General features: G+C 68.1%; 20 protein-coding genes. 8 read left to right on the top strand and 12 right to left on the bottom strand.

Annotated elements, in window-relative coordinates; all coding sequences use genetic code 11:
• Positions 1 to 38 precede the first annotated feature (38 nt).
• From ACN9M6_RS14485 to glmM, 3 genes are all read right to left on the bottom strand, one after another.
• Positions 39 to 509 carry a YkvA family protein gene (locus tag ACN9M6_RS14485; protein WP_419163590.1) on the bottom strand — a complete coding sequence of 157 codons (471 nt, stop codon included), beginning with the start codon at positions 507 to 509 and terminating at the stop codon, positions 39 to 41.
• 202 nt (positions 510 to 711) lie between these two features.
• A complete protein-coding gene (gene glmS / locus ACN9M6_RS14480) occupies positions 712 to 2,568 on the bottom strand; it encodes a glutamine--fructose-6-phosphate transaminase (isomerizing) (protein ID WP_419163769.1) in 1,857 nt (618 codons plus the stop codon).
• A 7-nt stretch (positions 2,569 to 2,575) separates the two neighbouring features.
• On the bottom strand, positions 2,576 to 3,952 hold the full coding sequence (gene glmM, locus ACN9M6_RS14475; protein ID WP_419163589.1) for a phosphoglucosamine mutase: 1,377 nt from the start codon (positions 3,950 to 3,952) through the stop codon (positions 2,576 to 2,578).
• 208 nt (positions 3,953 to 4,160) lie between these two features.
• On the opposite strand from glmM, the gene ACN9M6_RS14470 reads away from it, so the two are divergent.
• From ACN9M6_RS14470 to ACN9M6_RS14435, 8 genes are all read left to right on the top strand, one after another.
• Positions 4,161 to 5,333 carry a cystathionine gamma-synthase gene (locus ACN9M6_RS14470; protein WP_419163588.1) on the top strand — a complete coding sequence of 391 codons (1,173 nt, stop codon included), beginning with the start codon at positions 4,161 to 4,163 and terminating at the stop codon, positions 5,331 to 5,333.
• 109 nt (positions 5,334 to 5,442) lie between these two features.
• Positions 5,443 to 6,435, top strand: coding sequence for a M48 family metallopeptidase (locus ACN9M6_RS14465; protein ID WP_419163587.1), 993 nt, complete (start codon positions 5,443 to 5,445; stop codon positions 6,433 to 6,435).
• A 63-nt stretch (positions 6,436 to 6,498) separates the two neighbouring features.
• Positions 6,499 to 7,824, top strand: coding sequence for a phosphoribosylamine--glycine ligase (gene purD, locus ACN9M6_RS14460; RefSeq protein ID WP_419163586.1), 1,326 nt, complete (start codon positions 6,499 to 6,501; stop codon positions 7,822 to 7,824).
• Positions 7,825 to 7,834: 10 nt separating this feature from the next.
• Positions 7,835 to 8,686: a bifunctional DNA-formamidopyrimidine glycosylase/DNA-(apurinic or apyrimidinic site) lyase gene (gene mutM, locus ACN9M6_RS14455; protein WP_419163585.1), complete on the top strand. Its 852-nt coding sequence runs from the start codon at positions 7,835 to 7,837 to the stop codon at positions 8,684 to 8,686.
• A 157-nt stretch (positions 8,687 to 8,843) separates the two neighbouring features.
• Entirely contained in the window at positions 8,844 to 9,437 is a 594-nt protein-coding gene (locus ACN9M6_RS14450; RefSeq protein ID WP_419163584.1) for a sigma-70 family RNA polymerase sigma factor, read from the top strand.
• A 111-nt stretch (positions 9,438 to 9,548) separates the two neighbouring features.
• Positions 9,549 to 10,334, top strand: coding sequence for a hypothetical protein (locus ACN9M6_RS14445; RefSeq protein ID WP_419163583.1), 786 nt, complete (start codon positions 9,549 to 9,551; stop codon positions 10,332 to 10,334).
• A 71-nt stretch (positions 10,335 to 10,405) separates the two neighbouring features.
• Entirely contained in the window at positions 10,406 to 12,079 is a 1,674-nt protein-coding gene (locus tag ACN9M6_RS14440; RefSeq protein WP_419163582.1) for a hypothetical protein, read from the top strand.
• Entirely contained in the window at positions 12,072 to 12,995 is a 924-nt protein-coding gene (locus ACN9M6_RS14435; RefSeq protein ID WP_419163581.1) for a hypothetical protein, read from the top strand. Before ACN9M6_RS14440 ends, ACN9M6_RS14435 begins: the two co-directional genes overlap by 8 nt.
• On the opposite strand, the gene ACN9M6_RS14430 is transcribed toward ACN9M6_RS14435, so the two are convergent.
• The 9 genes from ACN9M6_RS14430 to ACN9M6_RS14390 all read right to left on the bottom strand — a co-directional run bounded on the left by ACN9M6_RS14430 (position 12,992) and on the right by ACN9M6_RS14390 (position 22,884).
• A complete protein-coding gene (locus tag ACN9M6_RS14430; protein ID WP_419163580.1) occupies positions 12,992 to 13,900 on the bottom strand; it encodes an Mrp/NBP35 family ATP-binding protein in 909 nt (302 codons plus the stop codon). The two genes, ACN9M6_RS14435 and ACN9M6_RS14430, sit on opposite strands and share 4 nt — an antisense overlap.
• A gap of 15 nt (positions 13,901 to 13,915) precedes the next feature.
• The gene (locus ACN9M6_RS14425; RefSeq protein ID WP_419163579.1) at positions 13,916 to 14,167 is read right to left on the bottom strand and encodes a NifU family protein; all 252 of its coding nucleotides are present in this window, start codon (positions 14,165 to 14,167) and stop codon (positions 13,916 to 13,918) included.
• A 137-nt stretch (positions 14,168 to 14,304) separates the two neighbouring features.
• The gene (locus tag ACN9M6_RS14420) at positions 14,305 to 16,728 is read right to left on the bottom strand and encodes a penicillin acylase family protein (protein ID WP_419163578.1); all 2,424 of its coding nucleotides are present in this window, start codon (positions 16,726 to 16,728) and stop codon (positions 14,305 to 14,307) included.
• Positions 16,722 to 17,291, bottom strand: coding sequence for a hypothetical protein (locus ACN9M6_RS14415; RefSeq protein ID WP_419163577.1), 570 nt, complete (start codon positions 17,289 to 17,291; stop codon positions 16,722 to 16,724). Before ACN9M6_RS14415 ends, ACN9M6_RS14420 begins: the two co-directional genes overlap by 7 nt.
• Positions 17,292 to 17,295: 4 nt before the next feature.
• Positions 17,296 to 18,198, bottom strand: a complete 903-nt coding sequence (locus ACN9M6_RS14410; RefSeq protein ID WP_419163576.1) for a hypothetical protein — start codon at positions 18,196 to 18,198, stop codon at positions 17,296 to 17,298.
• Complete coding sequence (locus tag ACN9M6_RS14405) at positions 18,195 to 19,211, bottom strand: hypothetical protein (RefSeq protein WP_419163575.1); 1,017 nt, start codon at positions 19,209 to 19,211, stop codon at positions 18,195 to 18,197. The genes ACN9M6_RS14410 and ACN9M6_RS14405 overlap by 4 nt, the downstream gene beginning before the upstream one ends.
• A 7-nt stretch (positions 19,212 to 19,218) precedes the next feature.
• The gene (locus tag ACN9M6_RS14400) at positions 19,219 to 20,211 is read right to left on the bottom strand and encodes an ROK family protein (protein WP_419163574.1); all 993 of its coding nucleotides are present in this window, start codon (positions 20,209 to 20,211) and stop codon (positions 19,219 to 19,221) included.
• Positions 20,212 to 20,311: 100 nt separating this feature from the next.
• Positions 20,312 to 22,114, bottom strand: coding sequence for a translation elongation factor 4 (gene lepA, locus ACN9M6_RS14395; protein WP_419163573.1), 1,803 nt, complete (start codon positions 22,112 to 22,114; stop codon positions 20,312 to 20,314).
• Positions 22,111 to 22,884, bottom strand: a complete 774-nt coding sequence (locus ACN9M6_RS14390) for an MBL fold metallo-hydrolase (protein ID WP_419163572.1) — start codon at positions 22,882 to 22,884, stop codon at positions 22,111 to 22,113. The genes lepA and ACN9M6_RS14390 overlap by 4 nt, the downstream gene beginning before the upstream one ends.
• Positions 22,885 to 22,906: the final 22 nt, after the last annotated feature.

Here is a 22,906-nt window from a genome sequence, read left to right as displayed (position 1 = left end):
GGCGCGAGCGTCCGCCGGCCGACCCCCCGGGGCGGTCCCTACCCGTTCGTGGTAAGGGTGAGCTGCAGGCGTTCCGTTTCCGAGTCCGACCGCCGGTCGAGGAGTCCCGCGAACTCGAGGATATCGTCGCCCGCCCCGCCGAGTAGTTCCCGCTCGCGCGCAAGCAGGTTATTCGAGACCTCGAGCGCCGATCGCTCGCCGGTCCAGTGCTCCTCCACCACATCCCAGCCAAGCTCCTCTCCGATCCGGTGCGCCACATAGGCGCAGCAAAACACGTCATCCAGAAATCCGTACGGTCCGACCTCATCCTCCGGGATCACGTCATCAGGACTCACCAGGTAGGCGATGGCCGCGTCCACCCACAGCCGCTGCTGCCGGCTCAGGCGCGGATCCTTCATAAGGGTGAACATCAGCATGCCGTAGACGGGCGCGAGGATGACCACGTCACACAGCGTGCCCGCGTACTTCGCGACCTGCTCCTTCAATCCCTGGAGGTACACGCTCGGCATCCCCTTCCACTCCCGGTCCCGTGGCTTGCGCAGTGCCGGCAGTCGCGGGAGGGGGCACGGCCCCGACAGCCCGTGGCGAAGCCGGCGCGGGGAGTCACCACGGACGGACAGCCGCTCCCGCGACACCCGAAGATACTACCGGCACTTTCTCGCTGTAACCCCCGCGGTGCCGGGTGGAGGCGTCCTCGTTGCCCCTGCCCGATCACTCGACGGTGACCGTCTTGGCGAGGTTCCGCGGCCGGTCCACATCGCAGCCGCGCAGAACCGCGATGTGATAGGCGAGCAGTTGAAGCGGGACGACGTTCACGATCGGCTGCAGCAGAGGCAGCGTCTCCGGCACCGGGATCAGATGGTCTACCTTCGGGGCGAGATCGCGGTCCCTGTCCGTGACCAGAGCGATCACGCGCCCGCCGCGGGCCTTCACCTCTTCGATGTTGAGAAGCACCTTCGAGTAGACCGAGTCGCGGGGAGCGATGAAGACCACGGGCATCTCCTCGTCGATGAGCGCGATCGGCCCGTGCTTCATCTCGGCCGCGGGGTACCCCTCCGCATGAATGTAGGAAATCTCCTTCAGCTTGAGCGCGCCCTCGAGCGCGATCGGAAAGTTCGGGCCCCGCCCCAGATAGAGGAAGTTGCGGGCATCCGCAAACTCCTCGGCTACCCGGCGGATGTGCGTCTCGCTTTCCAGCACCTCCTCGATGAGCGCGGGAAGCCCGCGGATGGCGCGCACGAAGCGACGACCCTCCTCGCGACCCAACCCGCGCCGCCTCGCGATCATGAGGCCCAGGAGAGCGAGCGAGGTGATCTGGGCCAGGAAGGCCTTTGTCGAAGCGACGCCGATCTCGGGGCCCGCGTGTACGTAGACCCCTGCGGCCGTCTCCCTCGCGATCTGCGACCCGACCACGTTGACGATCCCGAACGTGGAGGCGCCGAGCCGCTTCGCCTCGCGCACGGCGGCCAGCGTGTCGGCAGTCTCGCCGGACTGCGAGATGCCGCCCACCAGGGTGCCCGGGGCGATGATCGGGTTGCGGTAACGGAACTCCGAGGCGTACTCGACCTCTACGGGAATGCGGGCGACTTCCTCGATCAGGTATTCGCCCGCCAGGGCGGCATGCCAGCTGGTCCCGCAACCGGTGAGCACGATGCGCTCGGTCCGGGAGATCTCACTCTCGAGTTCGTCCATGCCTCCGAGCCGGGCCGTGCCTTCCGCCTCCAGCAGACGGCCTCGCATCGCGTCGCGCACGGTGTTCGGCTGCTCGTGAATCTCGCGGAGCATGAAGTGCGGATATCCCGCCCGTTCGATCGTCTCGAGGTCCCAGTCTATGTGGCTGATCTCCTTCCGGATGGGCTCCCGGCCCGCCCGCCCGAGGCGCGAGCCGAGATCGCTCGTTTCGTATCCGTCGGGTGTGAGGACCGCGATCTCATCATCATCCAGATAGACGACCTGCCGGGTGTGTCCCAGGATCGCCGCCACGTCGGAGGCCACCCAGGTCGCTTGTTCTCCGTTCTCCCCGATCCCGAGCAGGAGGGGGGCGCCGCGGCGCGCGACCACGATCCTCGTGGGGTCGGCGACGCCGATCACGGCGATGCCCAGCGTCCCCTCCACCTGCGTCAGCATCGCGGCGACGGCGCGTTCCAGGCTCCCCTCGAAGGTCTCCTCGATCAGGTGAGCCAGGACCTCCGTGTCCGTGTCCGTCGTGAACCGGTGTCCGAGCTCGGAGAGCTTCGTCCGCAGCACCCCGCAGTTTTCGATCACGCCGTTGTGGACCAGGGCCAACTCCCCGCGGCAGTCGGTGTGCGGATGGGCGTTGACGCGCGTCGGCGCCCCATGCGTGGCCCAGCGCGTGTGCGCAATCCCGGTCGTCCCGAAGACCGGTTCGTCGTCCAGAACGCGCGCAAGGTTGTCGACGCGGCCGGCGCACTTGCGCAGTTCGATCCCGGAGCCGTCATGGACCGCCAGACCCGCGGAATCGTACCCGCGATACTCCAGCCGGCGAAGCCCGTTCAGCAGAAGCGGGGCCGCCTCTTCCTCGCCCGCATACCCGACGATCCCGCACATCCGCCGCTCAGCCCGCTCCGCGAACCAGGCCGTCGACCCAGTCCGCACGCCGGTGCGCCAGCTCGTCCCCCCGCGCCTCTGCCATGATGCGGAAAATCGGCTCGGTGCCCGACGGCCTCGCGTGAATCCATGACCCGTCCGGCCAGTCGAGACGTATCCCGTCCTGAACGTCCCTCTCGGTACCGCGCGGCGCCGCGGCCGCGATAGCCGCGATGGTTTCCTCGATCCCCAGGCCTTCCCGCGGTACCGTGCGCTTGACGATCCGGTACGAGGCTCGCTCGTCGACAATCTGGCCCAGCGTGCATCCGCTCTCCGTGAGGAACTGAAGGATGAGAGCGGCAGCCAGCGACGCATCGCGGGTCATATGAAGTCCGGGATAGATCACGCCGCCGTTCCCCTCACCCCCGATGGTGGCGCCCGACTCGAGCATGCGCGCCACGACGTTCGCCTCGGCCACCGGCGTACGGTAGAGCGGCGCTCCCACGCGCTCGGCCGCGTCCTGGATGGATCGGCTCGCGGACAGGTTCGTCACTACCGGCCCCGGCTCCCGGCTCGCGACGAGTTCAACCGCCAGCGCGAGCGTCCAGTCCTCGCCCACCGGCCGGCCGGTCTCATCCACCAGGGCGAGGCGGTCGACATCCGGATCCGCGGCGAACCCCACATCCGCGCCCGTTGCGACGACGAGTTCCGAGAGTCGACCGAGGTTGGCGGGCAGGGGTTCCGGCGGCCTCGGGAATCTGCCGTCCGGCTCCAGATCGAGCCCGCTGACCCGACAGCCCAGGCGTTGCAGGAGTTCCGGCAGGATCAGCCCCCCGGCGCCGCGCACGCAGTCGAGGGCCACGTGAAAGCCCCGTGCCCGAATGCGCCCGCGGTCGACGATCGGCAGCTCGAGAATCCGGGACAGATGGGCCCGGTTCGCCCCCTCGCGCGACGTCCGGGCCCCAATGTCCCACGGACCGGCGTACTCGACCCCCTCCTCGAACCGGCGCTGGATGTCCCGCCCGGCGGCCGGCGTTACGAATCTCCCCTCGCGTGAGACGAGCTTGAGCCCGTTCCACTCCGCAGGGTTGTGCGAGGCGGTGACGAGAAGTCCGCCGACCGCGTCCTCGTCGTCCCCAACGGCCATGAGACCCGTGGGCGTCGCGACGATGCCCAGGTCGCACACATCGAGTCCGACCGCTCGTACCCCGGACGCGACCGCGTCGAGCAGGGCCGGCCCGGAAACCCGGCTGTCGCGACCCAGAAGCACAACCCCCGAGTCGGGATCCGTGGCCGCGACGTGCGAGGCGAACGCAGCGCCATAGCGGGCGGCGATGTCCGGCGTGAGCCCTCGCCCGACGATGCCGCGGATACCTGAAGCAGAAACAATGAGTGACTCGGACACGCTTCGCGTTCTCCCGAAGTGGATCGGCCGGCCGGGGGGGGTCGGGGCCCGGTGTCCGCCCCCTCACGGCACCTGGTGAGATAGACGCGACAGCTTAACGGTTGGGCGTCGCCCGGGCTCGCCTCGCTGCGGCCCGATTCCGGGAATACCTTGCCGGGCGGCGCGGCGACGCGCGCCGCCGACCCCGACCCCAACCGGAGACGAAGACGTGGACCCAGCCGCCCAGCGGTTCGGGACCCGGGCGGTACACGCCGGGCAGCGTCCCGACCCCACGACCGGCGCCATCATGACGCCGATCTTCCAGACATCGACCTACGTCCAGGACGCGGTGGGCTCGCCCCGCGAGGGATACGACTACGCGCGGGTCAAGAACCCCACACGCGAAGCGCTGCAGGCGAATCTCGCCGCGCTCGAGAACGGGCGGTACGGCGCCGCGTTCGCCTCCGGTCTGGCCGCCACGGAAGCCATAGTCAAGACGGTTCTCGACGCCGGCGACCATCTCATCTGCGGTGCGGACGTCTACGGGGGGGTCGACCGCATGCTTCGACACGTCTGGGACAGGTTCGGTGTCGCATTCGATTTCGTGGACACGACCGACCTGGATCAGGTGCACGCCGCGATCCGGCCCGAAACGCGTCTCATTCACGTAGAGACGCCGAGTAACCCGATGATTACGATCACGGACATCGCGGCTTGCGCCGGGATCGCGCACGCCGCGGGGGCCGTGCTGTCGGTCGACAACACGTTCGCCACCCCCTTCCTGCAGCGCCCGCTCGACGAAGGGGCGGACATCGTGATGCACTCGACGACGAAGTTCCTCAACGGTCACAGCGACATGATCGGCGGTGCCCTGCTCACGAACTCCGAAGAGCTTGGGGAGGGGTTCCGCTTTCAGCAGAGGACCACCGGAGCCATTCCGGGCCCCTTTGACTGCTGGCTCGTGCTGAGGGGCACGAAGACGCTGCATCTGCGCATGCCCGCGCATTGCGCGAACGCGAGGCATGTGCTGGACCTTCTGAGAGGACACGAAGAGGTCGAGGCCGTGCACTACCCCGGCCTCGAAGACCACCCGCAGCACGAACTCGCGAAGCGCCAGATGCGCGATTTCGGCTCCATGGTGAGCTTCGATCTCGGCTCCGAGGATCGGGCGAACCGCTTCGCGGGGTCTACGCGAGTGTTCCAGCTCGCGGAGAGCCTCGGCGGGGTCGAAAGCCTGGTTTCGATTCCCTCGTCCATGACCCACGCGTCGGTGCCCGAGGCGAAGAAGAGCGAGATCGGACTCGGCCCCGGACTCGTGCGGCTGTCGGTGGGCGTGGAAGACGCGGAGGACCTGGTCGAGGATGTCGCTCAGGCGCTCGCAGCACTCCGAGCCGCGAGATGACTCCTCTGAAACAGACCACGGGGACGCGACGTACGACCGGACGCGCCACCAGCGGGCCGGCGTGGACGCGACGGGCCACACGAGGGCGGTACGGCGCCCAGAGGGGTGAATGATGGCGACAGACGAAGACAGCCAGCGACGGATCCTCACGCAGATCGCTGCAGTAGCCTGGGAGCACCCGGCTGACCGCGCGGCCCTCAACGCGCTGCGGAGGATCCCGGGCTTCGACCTTGTGCTGCGAAAGATCTTCGCGCTGTTCGGGGAGCGCGCCCTCAGACTGGCCTTCAAGGCCAACGCCGTGCGCACATCCGAGAACCAGTACGCACGGGTGCATGCGCGCCTGGCCCGCGTGTGCGAGGTGCTGGACGTGGAGAAACCACCGGAGTGCTACATCTCGCAGACGCCGATCGTGAACGCGGGGGCGGTCGGGTTCGGCGAGCCTTTCATCGTCCTTAATTCATCGATGCTCGAGATCCTCTCGGAGGACGAGGTGGAGGCCGTCCTCGGTCACGAGGTCGGGCATATCCTCTCCGGCCATGTGCTCTACCGGACTCTGCTGATCCTCGTCCTCAACCTGGTCATCCTGCGCTACACGCTGGCCGGCCTCGCTCTGCGGCCGATTCTCATGGCGCTCATGGAGTGGTACCGAAAGAGCGAACTCTCCTCGGACCGCGCCGGGCTGCTCGCTGTGCAGAACCCACGGATTGCGATGTCGGCTCTGATGCAGCTCGCGGGCGGGACCCGCGGCATCAGCCTGGACCTCGACGAGTTCATCGCACAGTCCGACGAATATCGCGCGGGCGGCGATCTCCTGGATGCCGTCTACAAGGTCCTGAACGTGCTTGGCCAGACCCACCCGTTCGCGGTCATCCGCGTCGCCGAACTGCGCGACTGGATCGAGAGCGGCGAGTACGACCGCGTGCTTTCGGGCGAATACCAGCGGCGTGGCGAGAAGGACGACCGTCCATATCACGAGGACCTGCGGGCGGCGATGAAGGGGTATCAAGAGGGCGCTCGCGAGATCTTCGACGAGGTCGACGCCGCGGTGGACAGGCTGCGCGGCCGGCTCACGGACGCGTTCAAGGGCCGCAAGGAGGGCTAGAGGCCCAACAGGCCGGCGGTTTCTCCCGTTGCCGTGGGACCGTTCACTGGTCATCCTGCCGCCATGAAACTGCTGATCATCGGAAGCGGCGGCCGCGAGCACGCGATCGCACACTGCCTGCGCCGCGACGCCCCCGACGCCACGATCCATGCGGCCCCCGGAAACCCGGGCATGCTGGACACGGCGGAACTCATCGAGATCCCGGCCGAAGATATCGGGGCCCTTCTCGACTTCGCGGTGGATCGACGCATCGACCTCACCGTCGTGGGGCCGGAGGCACCCCTCGCGTCGGGTATCGTGGACCGCTTCCAGGAGGCCGGGCTTCCGATCTTCGGACCTGACCGCGCGGGAGCCCGTCTCGAAGCGTCCAAGGCGTTCGCCAAGCAGCTGATGCGCGACTGCGGCGTGCCGACCGCGGACTACGAGACGTTCGACGATGCACGCGAGGCTCTGGACTACGTAGCCCGACACGCGGAGCCACTCGTGGTCAAGGCTTCCGGACTGGCGGCCGGAAAGGGCGCCATCGTCTGCGAGACCCGCGCCGAGGCCCGCACCGCCATCGAGGAAATGATGATCGGGGGGAAGTTCGGAACGGCTGGCGCCCGGGTGGTGGTCGAGGAGTTCATGCACGGCGTCGAGTTGTCCGTGTTCTTCGTGGCGGACGGAGAACGGGCGGTTCCGCTCCTTACGTCGAGGGACTACAAGCGGATCGGCGAAGGAGACCGTGGACTGAACACTGGCGGTATGGGGGCCTACGCCCCGGCCGCTCCGGCGGATCCGGCGTTCATCGACGACGTGCGTCGCAGGATCGCGCAGCCCGTGCTCGACGCGATGGGCGAGGCGGGCGCGCCGTATCGCGGCTTCCTCTATGCGGGGTTGATGCTGACGGCCGAGGGGCCGCGTGTGGTCGAGTTCAACTGCCGGATGGGGGATCCCGAGACACAGGTCGTGCTTCCCCTCACGAGCTCGAACCTGCTCGAGCCCATGCTGCGCGTGGCACGCGGTGAGTCGCTCGCCGGCTGGCACCCCGAAGCTGCCGCAGGCGCGGCGCTGGTGACGGTCATGGCCAGCGCCGGTTACCCCGCGAGTTCGGATGCGGGGCGGCCAATCCGGATCCCGGCCTTCGACCCGGACCGTGTACGGGTGTTCCACGCCGGTACCGCGATGGAAGGCGGTCGGCTTGTCACGGCGGGCGGGCGGGTCCTGGGCGTGGTCGGACTCGCCGACACGCTCGAAGAGGCGGGGCGCCGGAGCCGCGAGGCCGTTGCAGAGATCCGGTTCGACGGGGCCCACTCCCGCTCCGATATCGGGTGGCACGAACTCGAACCGGGGCGGCCTGGACCGGCCGGGTCGGCGCTGATCGCCCCCCCCGGGGCCGCCGCGCTCTAGCGGGCCGAGCATGCCTGAGCTTCCCGAGGTCGAGACGATGCGGCGGGACCTCGGCCCCCTCCTGCTCGGCCGGAGGATCGAGCGCGTCCGCGCCTATCATGACGACCTGATCCTGGGCGGCATGACGCCATCGGCGTTCCGGCGCGCGGTGCGCGGCCGCACCTTCGGGCCGGTTGGGCGCCGCGCAAAATACCTTCTCTTTCCGCTCCACGCCCCGGGCGACGTCCAGGATCCGCCGGAGTGCCTGATGCGCGTGCAGGTTCGCATGACCGGCCGCTTCGCGGTCGCGGTGAACCGGCCGGACTCGTCCGAGTTCCGACACCCGGGCATCGACATCGCGCTCGACGATGGGCGGACCCTTTACTACGACGACGTGCGACGGCTCGGCGGGTTCGACGTGCTGACGCCGGAGGCGTGGAAGGCGCGCGCCGCGGAGCTGGGTCCGGAGCCGCTAGACCGGTCGTTCCGCGCCGCGACGTTCGCGCGCATCCTCACCCCGCTCCGCGCCCCGATCAAGAATGTGCTCCTCGACCAGCGACGGCTCGCGGGCCTGGGGAATATCTACGCCAGCGAGGCGTTGTACCGCGCGCGGATCGACCCCCGCCGCCCTGCCGGTTCGCTCGAAATGACGGAGACTCGCCGCCTGCACCGGGCGGTTCGGGCCGTCCTGCGCGACGCGCTCGACAGCGCGGGGACGACGCTGCGCGACTACCGGGCCGTCAATGGCCGCTCAGGCTCGTTCCAGACGCGGCTTCTTGTCTATCAGCGCGAGGGCGCCGCATGCCCCGGGTGCGGCCGGCCTGTCGTCCGCATCGTACAGGCCGGCCGGAGTTCGTTCTTCTGCCCGAACTGCCAGCGCTGACGCTCCAGGAAGCCGAGTCGAGCTGACCGCGCCTGCCCTCCGAGGGTGTCCGGGCGCATATTCCTCGTTCGCATGGGTAGAGAGGGCCGAGATTCGACGGGCTGCGCCGACGACCGGGTCGGGGCCCGACTGCCGCGACCCCAACGGGCGAGATCGAGTGGGATACTCGGATCACAGCGACCAGACCCTCGTGGAGATGTGTCTCCGCGGCGACGAACGGGCGGCACGCGAGATCGTGCTCCGGTTCGAACGGCCGGTATTCTCCCTCATCTTCCGAATGGTCCGTGATCGCGAACTGGCCGAGGATCTGGCCCAGGAGACCTTCGTCCGAACCTTGAATAACCTCCGCCGGTACGATCCTTCCTACAAATTCTCCTCCTGGCTCTTCAAGATCAGCTACAACCTGACCATCGACCATCTGCGGAAGAAGGATCTCAAGGTCGTGTCGATCCACGGGGCTCCGGACGCCGTCACCCGCGAGCGGCAGGCCGCGACGGAAATCACGTTGGTGTCGCCGGATGAGCGACCGGATGAGCTTCTCGAGGCCCGCGAACTCGGATCCGAAATCGAACAGGCCATCGGGCGGCTGCGCCCCGAATACCGCACAGCGATTCTCCTGAGGCACGTCGAGGGATACGCGTACGACGAAATTGCCAAGGTCATGGACATCCCGCTCGGAACGGTCAAGACCTATATCCATCGAGGAAGAAACGAACTGAAGACGGCGCTCGTACATCTGACCGAGCCGTGATGTCCACGAGACCCCGGTATAGAGCGGTCGGCGGCCGGCGAAGGTGAAACCGGCCCTCGCGCCGGCTCGTACTGTGGGCGCAGGGTCCGAGCCATGGAAACAGGAGCGAATTTGCGCCATCTAACGGCCCAGGAGATCGAGCGACTCGCCGACGAGCGACCGGCTTCGTCCCCACCCGGGGCCGCGACCGGACACCTCGCGTCGTGCGCCCGGTGCCGGGAGAGAGTCGACGCGCTTCGAGCGCTGGTGACTCGCCTCGGCAGTCTTGGCCGGCACGGACCCGTGGCGGGCTTCGCGGACGCGGTTGCGCGGCGAATTGACCTCGTGGATTCCGTGCTGGATCACGAGCTGGAGCGGTTGCCCGCATGGGCGCCCTCGCCGGCCTTCGCGCGCGATATCATGGCGCAGGTCGACCTTCCCCATCCGGCGGTCGATCGCGCGCTCTCGCGGCTATCCCGCTGGGCGCCGGCACCCGGCTTTGCATCGTCCGTGCTGGCCCGGGTGCGGCTGCCGGTGCCGTGGCCCGAGCGACTGCTTCGCCTCGTACGGCGTCGCCGCGCGGCGCTTGCGACGGCGGGGGTTGCGACGCTGAGCATCTCGGGCGGCGGCGCTGCATGGCTGTTCGGGACACAGGGCTTCACACCCGGTTACATCTTCGCACTCGCGGTAGGCGGTGCGCGGACTCTGCTGGTCGACGCGATGCTGGCCGCAGGCCGGCTGGGATATCGCCTCGGTCTGGTGGACGCAGGAGGTTCGATCGTCGATCGCGTCGACCCGACGGCGACGTTGGCGAGTCTGGTGCTTTCCAGCCTCGTCGGCCTCGCATCGCTGTGGGTCGTGGCGTCGCTGTTCCGTCGTCCGGCCCGCCAGCCGATCCGCCTCCGCAGGGCGGCCTGATGTCGCCTGATCGGGCCGAGACGAAGCCCATGGCGGGGCTAGGGAGAACCGGCAGGAGAAGAAGAGGACCGATGGGACCGAGGCTCGAAAGCACGACCGGAACCGCGTTGGCGGTGGCCCTGCTGGCGGGCCTCCGCCTGACGCTCCCGGTCAGCGCACAGGAGGTCGCGATCGCGGACGCCGCGGGGACGCTCTCCTCCAGCGGGCGGGCCGAACTGTGGGTCCAGCTGGAGAACGGAACCGAGCATCGATTGCGCTTCGAAGGCGAGATGATCGAGGTGGATGGGGTCGTGATCGGCTCGTACTCCGAACGAGGGGCGCTGGCCTCGGCATGGCGCGACTTCGTTCATGGGTCCGGCGCGGAAGACCGGGACGGGGTGGGCCGCGGACTACTCCTCTTCCGCGGCCAGCTGGACGAACGGGCGATGGCCTGGGAGGGGGAGGACCGCGACGCGGCGCGTGTGCTGGGCGTCTGGCTCGATGAGCTTTTCGGGCTCGCCCCGGAAGCAGCGGCCGGTGCAGAGACCGAGGAGGGGCAGCCGGGTAGCCGCATCCAGTTGAGCGCGGGCGAACCGATGCAAATCGTGCCCGGCGGACTCGGTTTCGACATCGCCGGTGAACTGGCTCGGCTGCGGGACGCGCTGCACCGACTCGGGGACGCCGGCGAGTCCGTTGACGACGGGTTGGCGATGATCGTCCACGGCGATTACCGGATCCCGGCGGAGAGCGCCATTCGGGGAAACATCGCGATCCTCGACGGTACGCTGACACTCGCCGGCGCGATCGAGGGCGACGTTCTCCTGCTCGACGGTACGCTACTCCTGGACTCCGGCGCGCGGGTGGAAGGCAGTGTCCTCCAGGTCGGAGGTGACCTCGACTTTCGCGGTGAATCGGCGACGATCGCAGGGGAGATTCTGTCGGACCTCCGATTCGATTCGCCGGAGCCGGCCGCAGCGGCCACCCCGGAACCGCAGTCCGGCTCCGAGGTCGAGGCAATTGTCGCCGTGACCCGGACACGCCCCCGACCGCAGCCGAGCGCCTGGTCCAGGTTCACGGGCAACCTCGGGAACGCGGTGGAGAGTCTGATCGCGGTCATCTTCCTCCTCGCCGGCCTGGCCGTTCTGGGGTCGCTTATCGTCTATCGTGCGCGGGAGCGGCTGGAGACGGTTTCGGATACGGCACGGCGCGAATTCGCCCGCTCGTTTGCCATGGGGCTCGCAGGGCAGATCCTCTTCCTCCCGGCTCTCCTGGTGCTCGTGGTGCTCCTGATCACCTGGCCGATCGTACCCTTCTTCGTTCTTACGGTCGGACTCGCCACGCTGGTGGGGTATATCGCGATAGCACACGGGGCCGGCGAGCTGTTCGCTCGGCGCCGCTACCGCAACGCGTGGCTGGAGGGACTCCGCCGGTCGAATTCCTACTATTACGTCGTCAGCGGGCTCGTGCTGCTGCTCCTCCCCTTCGCCGCAGGCGCCCTTCTGTGGGTGTTCGGCGGGGCCGCGGACCTGCTTCGCGGCCTGATCTTTTTCGTTTCGGGCGCTGGGACCTGGGTTCTTGCCACCGTCGGCTTCGGGGCGGTACTGCTCACCCGCGCCGGGGGGCGGAGTGTCGTGGTCGATTGGTCGGACGGCCTCCGCCCCGATGATGTCGCGACGGATGTTGCCGGCGAACCGAGCCCGGACGCGGACAACCCCGCGCCCTCTGGCGACGGCGAGCCATCCGGGGGTCCGGCGGAAGATGCCTGACCGGGGGCTCCGGCGGCCCTTCCTCTCCGTGGTTCTGTCGCTCGTCCCGCTCTGCGTGGCGACGCCGGGAACCTCGCAGGAGTGGCGCGACTTCCGGGCGGCGCGACAGGCTGGAGATCTGGAAGCCGTCGATGTGCACCTGCTCTACCCGGGCGGACGTCTCAGCGTCTCCCCTTCGGAGACACCGCTTCTCTACGACGCGCGTCTCCACTATGACGCCGCCGATTGGGCGCCTCGCCGGACGTGGCGCCGTGAAGGTGGCACCGGGCAGTTCCGCTTCACCGTTTCCTCGCTGGCGGACGGGCAGGGCGAGGTTGAAGCTTCGATCCGCCTGGACCCGGGGGACCTGGGTTTCGATCTCGAGGATCTTCCGCGCGACGCGGGAGACACCGGGCGACTCTCCCTGGCCCTGCACCCTTCGGTGCCGATCAGGCTCAAACTCGGTGTAGGAGCCGGACGGGCCCGACTCCAGCTCGGCGGCCTCGCGCTCACTGCGTTCGAGTTTGCGACGGGAGCCAGTGACGCCCGGCTCAGCTTCGCCCGCGAGAATCGGGTGCCCATGGAACTGTTGTCGATCAAGTCGGGCGCGACAGGGTTCGCTGGCGAACACCTCGGCAACGCGCGCTTCGAGCGCCTGGAATTCTATGGCATCGTGGGAGATGTGGTGCTTGATTTCTCGGGGGTCTGGCGTTCGAGCGCGGAGGCGGAGATCAAGATTGTTCTCGGTGAACTCGTCATGCGGGTTCCCTCGAACATCGGCGTACGCGTGCGACGCAGCGGACTGGGCTCCTTCTCGGCCGAGGATCTGCAGAAAGTGGGCGAGGACTGGGTCAGCCCCAACTGGGAGGGGGCGCGGGTGCAGCTGGACATCACCGTTACGGCCGGACTCGGCAGCGTCACGGTGGAGCGCAGCTAAACCCTTTCCCGCTCCGCCTCGAGCGCGCCTAATCGAGCGGCCGCGGCCTGGGCGATGAGGCCGAAGGCGCGGGCTTCCGGAGCGTCGGGCCTTCCCAGGGAGGTCGGCACTCCCCGGTCGCTCTCCTCCCGGACAGCCACACCGAGAGGAACCGACCCCAGGAAGGGCACGTCGATCGATGCGGCGAGTCGCTCGCCCCCGCCGGAGCCGAAGATGTCGTGGGTCGTGCCGCACCCGGGACACGCGAATCCTCGCATGTTCTCGGCGATCCCGAGGACGGGAACCTCGAGCTTCTCGAACATCCGGATGCCCCGAAGCACACCGCCGACAGCCACATCCTGTGGTGTCGTCACCATCACGGCTCCGTCAACGCGCACGAGCTGGCACAGGGACAGCTGCGCGTCACCGGTCCCGGGCGGCATATCGATGACGAGGTAGTCGAGTTCGCCCCAGGCGACCTGCTGCAGGAATTGTCGGATCACACCCATGATGATGGGTCCGCGCCAGATCGCCGGCGCGTCTTCCTCGATGAGGAAACCGATGCTCATGAGCTTCACGCCGTGCGCCTCCAGCGGCACGACTTCCTCGCCGTCGATCCGGGGCTTCTGCTGTATGCCGAACATGGTCGGGATGTCGGGACCGTAGATGTCCGCATCGAGCAGGCCGACGCGGTAGCCCTGACGAGTCCAGGTGGCGGCGAGATTCGTCGAGATCGTGGACTTGCCGACGCCCCCCTTGCCCGAACTGACCGCGACCACGCGGCGCACGCCCGCCATGGGCGGGGCCTGTGATGGATGCCGGCGGGCCGCTTCCCGGTCGTCCGCCTTCGGAGGCGGCCCCGGGCGCTTCGGTGCCGGGTCCATGATCGGAAGCGGCCTTGGACCGCGCGCGGGAGTGTCGGACATGGGTTTTTCGCTGAACTACGCGACGGCCTCGACGGAATGGACCATCGGGAGTGCGTGCCGAAGCTGGTGCTCGATCCCGGCGCGCAACGTGGCGGTGGACATGGGACAATCATAGCACGCGCCGACCAGCCGGACTTCGACGAGACCGTTCTCCGGCTCGAAAGAGACGAGTTGGATGTCGCCGCCGTCAGCCCGCACGGCAGGGCGGATACCGTCGAGGATTTCCTCGATCTGATCGAGTGTGTTTTCGCCGGTGACGGTGCTCAAATCTGTCGAATCCTGGCGTGGGTCGAGGGCGTCCGCTCGCCCTTCGGATGCCTTCGAAAGTGACGCTAGCGGGCACCCACAAAGCTAAGATTCGGCCCTCCGGCGGTCAACGAGACCCGGCGAGGGGCCGGGGGCCGTCAGCGCCCTCGCGGGAGGAAGTGCAGTGCGTTCGCCGCAGTGTCCGGCAACCGACCGGGCCGGAGTTCGATCAACGAGCTCTCGGTCCACACGGCAGCCATATCCCGATAGTGCGGATCGAATGGGTTTCCGGCCTGGCCTGTCGGGATAAGGAAGTGTCCGGCCATGTCGCCGGGCGCGACCCGGGCGACGAACCGCGCGCTCGGCCCGTACTCGTTCATGGCCGGGAGCGACCACGCGGTCGAGTCGAGTCGGGATCTCAGTGAGGGGGCGTCCGGACGTACCGTGTGCCGGCCTCCGCGAGAAGGATAGGGACCTACGTGGAAACGGAAGATCCGGTCGAGGATCGCGACGCCCCCCAGCGGGTGGGCGGACCGCTCCCGGTGGACCTCGCCCCAGCGTTGCCCCACGACACGCGCGGCGGTCCGCGCAGCCTCCTCCTCCAGGGCTTCGAGGCGTTCGACCTGCGAAGTACGAGAATCGTCGACCCAGGCGCTGTCGCGGTTCTCGACAATCTCCATGAACGCCAGGTCGGGGAACCACCCGTCTCCAACCTCGAACTCGTCGGCCACCAACAGTTCGCGCAACCGATAGAGCCAGGTGTAGAACGGCGCGGCGCCCCGCGTCGCGATCTCGGTACGGAGATCCCATGTCTCGAGAACGAGGGCGAGCGAGTCGAGACCTGCGCGGCGCGCGGCGCGGACGGCACGGGGCCGGTAGCGCTCTGCCCACAGGCTGTAGCTGTCCAGCTGTGTGGTTCGCATGTGTTCGACGGTCCACCCCGACGCGCGGGACACCAGATCCTCGATGCGACGCGCTCGGAAGGGGGCAGGGTAATCCACACCCACGCGGCCGAACATCGGTCGCGCCTGCAGGTTGTTCGCGCTGACCAGATACCCGGTCTCGGGGTCGCGAAGGGCCGGCATCGCGTCCGGAGGCCAGAATCCCGACCACCCTGAGGGCATGCGCTCGAAGGACGCGGGCAACACGCCCTGCCCGGACGCACGGTTCGGAACGGATCCCGCCATCCGGTACCCGATTTCTCCGTCCGCAGCCGCGTAGATCACATTCTGGTGAGGCGACCGCAGCCGCATCACGGCTTGTTCGAAGGCATCCGCACTGCCAGCCCGATTCATGGCGAGGAGACCCGTGCTCGCACCCTCGGGCTCGAGTCCTGTCCACAGCAGCGAAAGGGTGAGACCGCCGGCCGGCACGAGGTCGGTGATGACGGGGCCTCGGGTGGTCAAGCGGACCACCAGGGTCTCGGGCCTGTCCCGGCCCCGCACCTGGATCTCTTCCGTGCGCGTCTCAAACGGTCGCCAACCATCGGTGTCCCGGTACATCGACCCGTCGAGGTTGATGCCCTCGACGATGAAGTCGGCGTCGTCGACCATCGCGTTCGTGAACGACCAGGCAATGTCCCGGTTGAGTCCGATGACGACGCCGGGGACACCGGGGATCGACATGCCCGCGACGGCGTGGTTCGACTCCGCCCCGGCGATGACGTTCAGATACCAGGTGGACGGGGCACGCAGGGACAGGTGCGGATCGTTCGCGAGCAGAGGATGTCCATCCGCAGTCCGGGATCCCGCGAGGGCCCAGGAATTCGATGCGCTAAATCCGAAGCCGGGAAAAAAGTCGAAGTCGGGCGGGGCCCCCGCGGCCGCACTCGTCGGTTGGGCCGCGACCGCGAGGGCTGGGCCCCCCGGCGCGCCCGCCGCGAAGAGGCGCGGGGGGTTCGCTCCGCTGAGTAGCGTATCCTGGAGTATCGTCGGTCCCCAGGCCGGATAGCCTGCGCCCAGGGCTCGGCGATGAGCAGCGTCGAGGGTGGCCAGCGCGGTAATCCGCGACAGTTCCGTCCGCCACTCGGTAAGGTCCAGTGCCATGATGCGGCCGATGGCGAGCGACGCCTGTGCACTCCACGATTGCGGCTCGATCCCCAGGATGAGAAACTCCGGAGGCCACGGTCCGCGCCAGCTCGCGAGGCGGGCGTTGAACCCCTCCGCGTACGCTTCGAGGAGTGCTCTGTCGGACGGTGAGGCGGCCTCGAGTTCGCCGGCGGAGGCCGACCACACATCGAGCGTCCGCATGAGCCGATCCGCGTCGAGCGCGGCTTCGCCGAAGAGTTCGGCCAGCCGCCCGCGGGCGACGCGCTGGAAGAACTCCAGCTGCCACAGTCGCTCGGAAGCGTGCACGAAGCCCTGAACGCGTATCGCATCGAGTTCGCTGGCGGCCGAGATCGACGGAATTGCCCAATCGTCGAACGTCACCGCGGCAGGTTGAGAGAGACCCGGGAGCGTGTGCTCACCGGAACGCGGCTGGACGGAACGGTGGACGTAAAAGTAGGCAGAGGTCACGAGGGCCCCGACGGCCATGAACGCGGCCACGAGCACCGCCCCCACCCGACGGCGCAGGGTCACCATTCGCCCCGATCCTCTGCGGGCGGCGGGTCCGCATCCTGAAAGGCCCGGCCGAGCGACACGTACCGGTTACCGTCGCGGATCACAAGCGCGCGCGTCACGAGTTCTTCGAGCATCCCCTGCACCCGGTGCACGGGCAGTTGGAGCCGGGTTGCAAGGGGCGACGCCCGGGTGCGGCCGAGCGTCCAGATCTCACGCCAGACGGCGACCGCTCCCGGATCGAGGGCGCCCAGCAGCAGTGGCTGTCCCTCGGCGCTCTCCGCCGCGGCCGCCAGGCCCTGTCTGCTGAGAGCGGTTTCGATCGGCCCGAGGTGCCGCTCCCCGATTCCTCGGAACAGGACGAACCACCGCTGTGGAGAGGCGTCGGAGACGAGGAGGACGAGCTTCGCCACGATCTCGTCCGCGCAGGAGAAATCGATCAACGGGACGTCGCGCATATCGAGAACCGCGAGGACCGTGCGACCCGCAGCAGCGATCTGGCGTTCGACGTTGGTTCGGACGGAACGACCGGTGGGCCGGGTCACCAGAAGGCTGAACAGGGTGGTGTGGATGATCGCCGGCCTCATCGCTTCACGCACCTTCCCGCCCCGCCCGCTCCGGCAGCACGATCAGGACCTGCGCTCCCGGGAATCTGGGCAGCCCGGTCCGTAGCGGCTCGGCGTCGTCCCACTCGGGTACGCGGGCGATGACCGCATCGCCGCTGCGGATGCGGATCGCGCCGTTCCACTTGATGACCTGTCGTCGGATGGCCTGAAGGCCCTGGCCGCGCCCGGGCTCCGGGAACCGCGATTCGCCGCGCAGGAATGCGGCCTCGAGCGCCGAGGCGGCCGACCACGATTCACCGTATCGGCGCGCGTGTTCCGCGCCGAGCGAGCCCTCGAACCCCACGCCGACATCCATGACGGCGAGGACGATCACATCGCGGCCCAGCCGCCGCTGCCACCGATAGCGCTGGGCACACACCCAACCGATCGACCGGGCGTGCTCGAGGATGTTCTGGCACACTTCGGACAGCATGACCGAGAAGTGGATCACCGCCGGCTTCGGGTAACCGAGCCGCGTGTGCAGGATCCGCTGTGCGCGCTCGCGGACCCCCTCCACGACGGCGTGTACATCCTCGTGCGAGCGGATCGTCGTGACCTCGATCAAGGCGTCGGTAATGCTGGGCGGACGCGAGGGGAGCGTCTTCAGATCGAACACCTCCGCGGCGGCCGGCCAGAAGTGCATCCGATTAATATAGGAGCGGACCTCCGCGTCTTGCGGTGGTTCGATGAGCGGGGGGAGGCCGGTGCGGAGCCGCGCTTCGTGCCCAACGGCAAGCAGGCCAATGAGGCCGTAGGGCGACACCCAGCGTACAGACCGGGCGTCGAGCAGAAGCCGGGCGTCGGGGTTGCCGCCCGAGCGCACGAGTCCGATGAGAGTCTCGAACGCGGACTCGTCCAGCGTGCCGGGAACCTCGACGACTCGACTCACGCCACGCCGCGCGGTTCGCTCCGCAATGAGCCGGTGACAAGGCCGGTCTCCGAGCGCAGATACTCCCCCAGGCCTGTGGCGCCGCGGAAACCGGCGTTCCGCTGCGCCGCGCGTGTGGCGACCCTCATCGAGGTCTCGAGGTTTTCTCCCGCGAGCATGGTCGCGAAGCAGGTGGCGCCCCACACATCGCCGCAGCCCGTGGGATCGCCTCCCTCGACGGCTCTCTCGGGCTCGACCTTCCCGCTCACCAGCGCCTCGGCGGGCTCCAGCGCGTCCTGGCCCGGCCGGGGGCCCGTGGGGGCGTCCCAGAACCCACGGGTCGAGACCCACGCGGACCCCCGGTCGCCGAGCGTGATCAGGAGCCCGCGCGTCACGGGTCCGACGACGTCGGCGGCCAGCGCCCAGGGGTCATCCCAGCCTGCAGCCAGAGTCATGAGTTCGTCCTCGTTCAGCTGAACGATGTCGAAGCAGGAGAGCCACGCCCGCCAGTCGGCGAGGGGTCGGGGAGAGCGCACCCCGTCCGCCCCGACCCCCAGGAGCAGCGAGTGCAGATCGGCATAGACCGCGCCGCCCGTGGCCGTGCGCAGGGCGGCGGCAGCGGGCAGATCGAGCTCCCAACCCGCGATGAAGTTCACGTAGATCGCGTCGCAGGATCGGGCGAGCGGCAGAAGATCTTCGAGCGTCCAGCCGGGCACGCCGCCCGTGAGCTTTTCGCATCGCCGCGCCTCGTCATGGTAGGAGAGTTCGACGCGGTTGTTCGGCTCCGGCACGGTACGAACGCCGTCAAGGGAGTCGACACGCTCCAGGCTTCCGAGAACGACATCCGCCGCCTCCCGCATGTCCTGCCCGATCTTGAGGATCGGAAACAGCGTCCAATCGTCCCCGAGGGCGGCGTCGGCCCCCGCCAGCGCGTAGGAGATCCCGCCCCACTCCTGCACCGGTCCCTTCCGGCCGACGTCGCGCGAGCGGATCGTATCCCACACCATCGTCCCCACGATTCCCAGCCTCGGCATCCGCGGCTCAAAGAGGGCCGAGTCGGGCGATGCGGAAGGTGGCGGCGGCCCCGATCACGCCGGCCGTTCCGCCGAGTTCACTGCTCACAATCCGGCAGGTCTCGGCCGCCGGCCGAAACGCCCGCTTCCTGACTTCGCGCCGGAGGGGATCGAACAGGTGGCGCCCCGCGCTCGTCACACCCCCCGAGACCGTGATCATCTTTGGATTCAGCACGTTGATGAGGTTCGCCAGACCGGTGCCGAGGAACCGCGCAGTCTCCCGCATCACGTCGCCGGCGTATTGGTCGCCGGCCACGGTGGCGTCCGATACGGTCTCCGCGGTGATCGCCCGGATGTCGCCGCCCACCAGTTCCGGGATCATGCTCGGGGCTCCCGCCTCGAGCCCCTCGATCGCTCGTGCGGCGATCGCCGGACCCGAGGCGTACGCTTCCAGGCACCCGTAGTTGCCGCATCGACACTTTCGGCCCGTGGAATCGATCGTCATGTGCCCGATTTCCGCGGCCACGTCCGAGGCCCCATGGTAGAGTTCGCCGTCGAGCATGATCCCACCGCCGATGCCCGTCCCCAGTGTGACGCCGACGAGGTTCTCAACCCCGCGAGCCGCCCCCTGCCACCACTCCCCGAGCGTGGCGGCGTTGGCGTCGTTGTCGAGTTCCGTCTCGAGTCCGGTCGCCTTCACGATGAGGTCTCGCAGCGGAAAGTTCCGCCAGCCGAGGTTCGGTGCCTCCAGCACGGTGCCGGTCTCCCGGTCGAGCGGTCCCGGCGCGCCGAGTCCGATCCCGCTGAATGCCTCCTCCCCGAACCCGCCTTCGCGTGCCGCGTCGCGCATGACCTCGTGGATCATGGATACGATCCGGTCGACGACAAACTTCGCGCCGATGTGGGCGTCGGTGGGCAGCGAACGCATGCCGAGCACGGTGCCACCGTTCACGGGCACGGCCCCGACGTTTATCGTAGTCCCCCCCAGATCGACGCCCACGATGTGACGTTTCTCGGTCACGGTCTCACCCCACGTCGTTTCGACGGGAACACGACCCGTCACTTGGAGCCACCGGGAGAATCATAGAGCGATGGGCCGGGCGGCTCCAAGAAGCCGGCTGCTAGTCGTTGTCGACCCGCAGCACCGCCAGGAAGGCCTCCTGCGGAACCTCGACGCTCCCGACCTGCTTCATCCGGCGCTTCCCTTCCCTCTGTTTCTCGAGGAGCTTCCGCTTGCGTGTGATGTCGCCACCGTAGCACTTGGCCGTCACGTTCTTCCGCAACGCCTTCACCGTCGTCCGCGCGATCACATCCCGCCCGATCGCGGCCTGGATTGCCACATCGAAGAGTTGTCGGGGGATGAGTTCCTTGAGCTTGCGGGCCATCTTCTGGCCGAATTCATAGGCCCGGCTTCGGTGGACGATGACGCTCAGGGCGTCGACGGGCGCTCCGTTGAGCAGGATGTCGAGCTTCACGAGGTCGGACGGTTCGTGCCCGGAGACGTCGTAGTCGAGGGACGCGTACCCCCGGGAAACCGACTTGAGCTTGTCGTAGAAGTCGAGCACGATCTCGCCGAGCGGCATCGAATAGGCGATCTCGACCCGGGAGGGATCCAGGTACCGAAGATCGACATATCTGCCGCGCCGATCATGGCAAATCCTCTGAATGGCTCCGATGTATTCGGCCGGAGACACGACCCGGATCTGCACAAAGGGTTCCCGCACCTCCGAGATGTGCACCCGGTCCGGCATCTTCGACGGGTTGTCGAGCTGGATCTCCTCACCGTTCGTCAGGGTCAGCTGATACTCGACGCTGGGCAGCGTCGTGATCAGGTCGACGTCGAACTCGCGCTCCAGCCTCTCCTGGACGATCTCCAGGTGGAGGAGCCCCAGGAAACCGCAGCGGAATCCGAACCCGAGCGCCCCGGACGTCTCGGGTTCGTAGTGTAGGCTCGCGTCGTTCAGCTGGAGCTTCTCGAGCGCCTCGCGGAGTTCCTCGAACTGGTCGGAATCCGTGGGATAGAGGCCCGCGAACACCATGGGTTTCGCGTCCCGGTAGCCGGGCAGGACTTCCGAAGCCCGGTTGTCGGCGTCGAGCACGGTGTCGCCCACGCGAGTGTGCCCCACGTTCTTGATCTGGGCGGTGAGATACCCGACTTCGCCGCAGGTAAGCACGCCCGTGCTTTCGAATCCGAGGCGCATGAAGCCGACCTCGTCTACTTCGTACACGACGCCATGCCGTCCGAAGCCGATGCGCGTGCCGGCGCGAAGCTCACCGTCCACGACGCGTACCATTGGGGTCGCCCCGCGGTAGCGATCGTACTGCGAGTCGAAGATCAGGGCCCTGAGCGGTGCCTCCGGGTCTCCGCGTGGAGGCGGCACGCGCTCCACCACCGCGTCGAGGACCGCGTCGATTCCCTTCCCCTCCTTCGCCGAAGTACGGACCGTCGCGGCGGGGTCGACCCCGAGTAACTCCGCTACCTCCTCGGCCACCCGATCCGGGTCCGCCGCGGGTAGATCGATCTTGTTGATCACCGGGATGACTTCGAGGTCCGCCTCGACGGCGAGGAGGAGGTTCGCAAGGGTCTGCGCTTCGATCCCCTGCGTCGCGTCGACGACGAGAAGCGCGCCCTCGCAGGCGACCAGGCTTCGGCTCACCTCGTAGGTGAAGTCGACGTGGCCCGGCGTGTCGATGAGGTTGAGCTGATATTCGACCCCATCTCCGTCACGGTGAGTCATGCGGATCGCGTTGAGCTTGATCGTGATCCCGCGTTCTCGCTCGAGTTCCATCGAGTCGAGGACCTGCTTTCTCATCCGGCGGGCGTCCACGGCTCCGGTGCGCTCGAGCAGCCGATCCGCCAGGGTCGACTTACCATGGTCGATGTGCGCGATGATGGAGAAGTTGCGGATCCGTGCCGCGTTCAAAGCTCCACCACCAGTCCATCGAAGGCGGGCTCGACCCCGGAGGGCAGGCGGCGCGCGATCTCCGCATGGGTCGTGCGGTGCGCGATGTGCGTGAGATAGGTACGGGCTGCTCCGAGTTGTCGGGCGGTCGCCGCCGCCTCTTCCATCGAGAAGTGCCCGGGGTGCGGGTCGCCGAACCAGAGCGCGTTCATGATGAGCACATCGACACCCGCGAAAATCTCCATGGCATCGTCCGGGACCGACTTCGCGTCGATCAGCACCCCGAGATCACCCAGTCGGAACCCGTAGCTTCGATACACGCCATGCGGGAGCGCGACGACCTGCAGCTCGAGTCCGGCCGGCGCGATCACCTCGCGGTCTTCGAAGGGAGTCAGGTCGAGCTGCGGTACGGCCGACCCGGGCTGTGTTCTCCCGCCCCCCCAGATATACGAAAACCGTCGCCGGATCGCGGGTTCGAACTCGCGCGCCACATGCAGCGGGATCGGGGCGCCGCCACGAAGGGAAAAGATCCTGAGGTCGTCGATCCCGTGCGTATGGTCCGCATGTTCGTGCGAGAGGAACACCGCATCGATCCGGCCCACGCCCGCCCGCAGGAGCTGCAGACGAAGCTCGGGAGGGGTGTCCACCAGAAGACGGGCCCCTCCCGACTCGATGAGCAGGCCGTGTCTCGTGCGACGGTCCCTGGCGTCGTCGGAGCGGCAGGCCGGGCAGTCGCAACCGACCACCGGGACTCCGAACGAGGTCCCGGTTCCGAGGAATCGGACTCTCACGGCCGTCAGCGCCGGGAGGGGC

Source organism: Candidatus Palauibacter sp. (genome assembly GCF_965197445.1).
In the GTDB taxonomy this organism is placed as follows: domain Bacteria; phylum Gemmatimonadota; class Gemmatimonadetes; order Palauibacterales; family Palauibacteraceae; genus Palauibacter.
The sequence above is the reverse complement of the archived record's forward strand: the minus strand, read 5'-3'. Positions and strand labels throughout refer to the sequence as shown.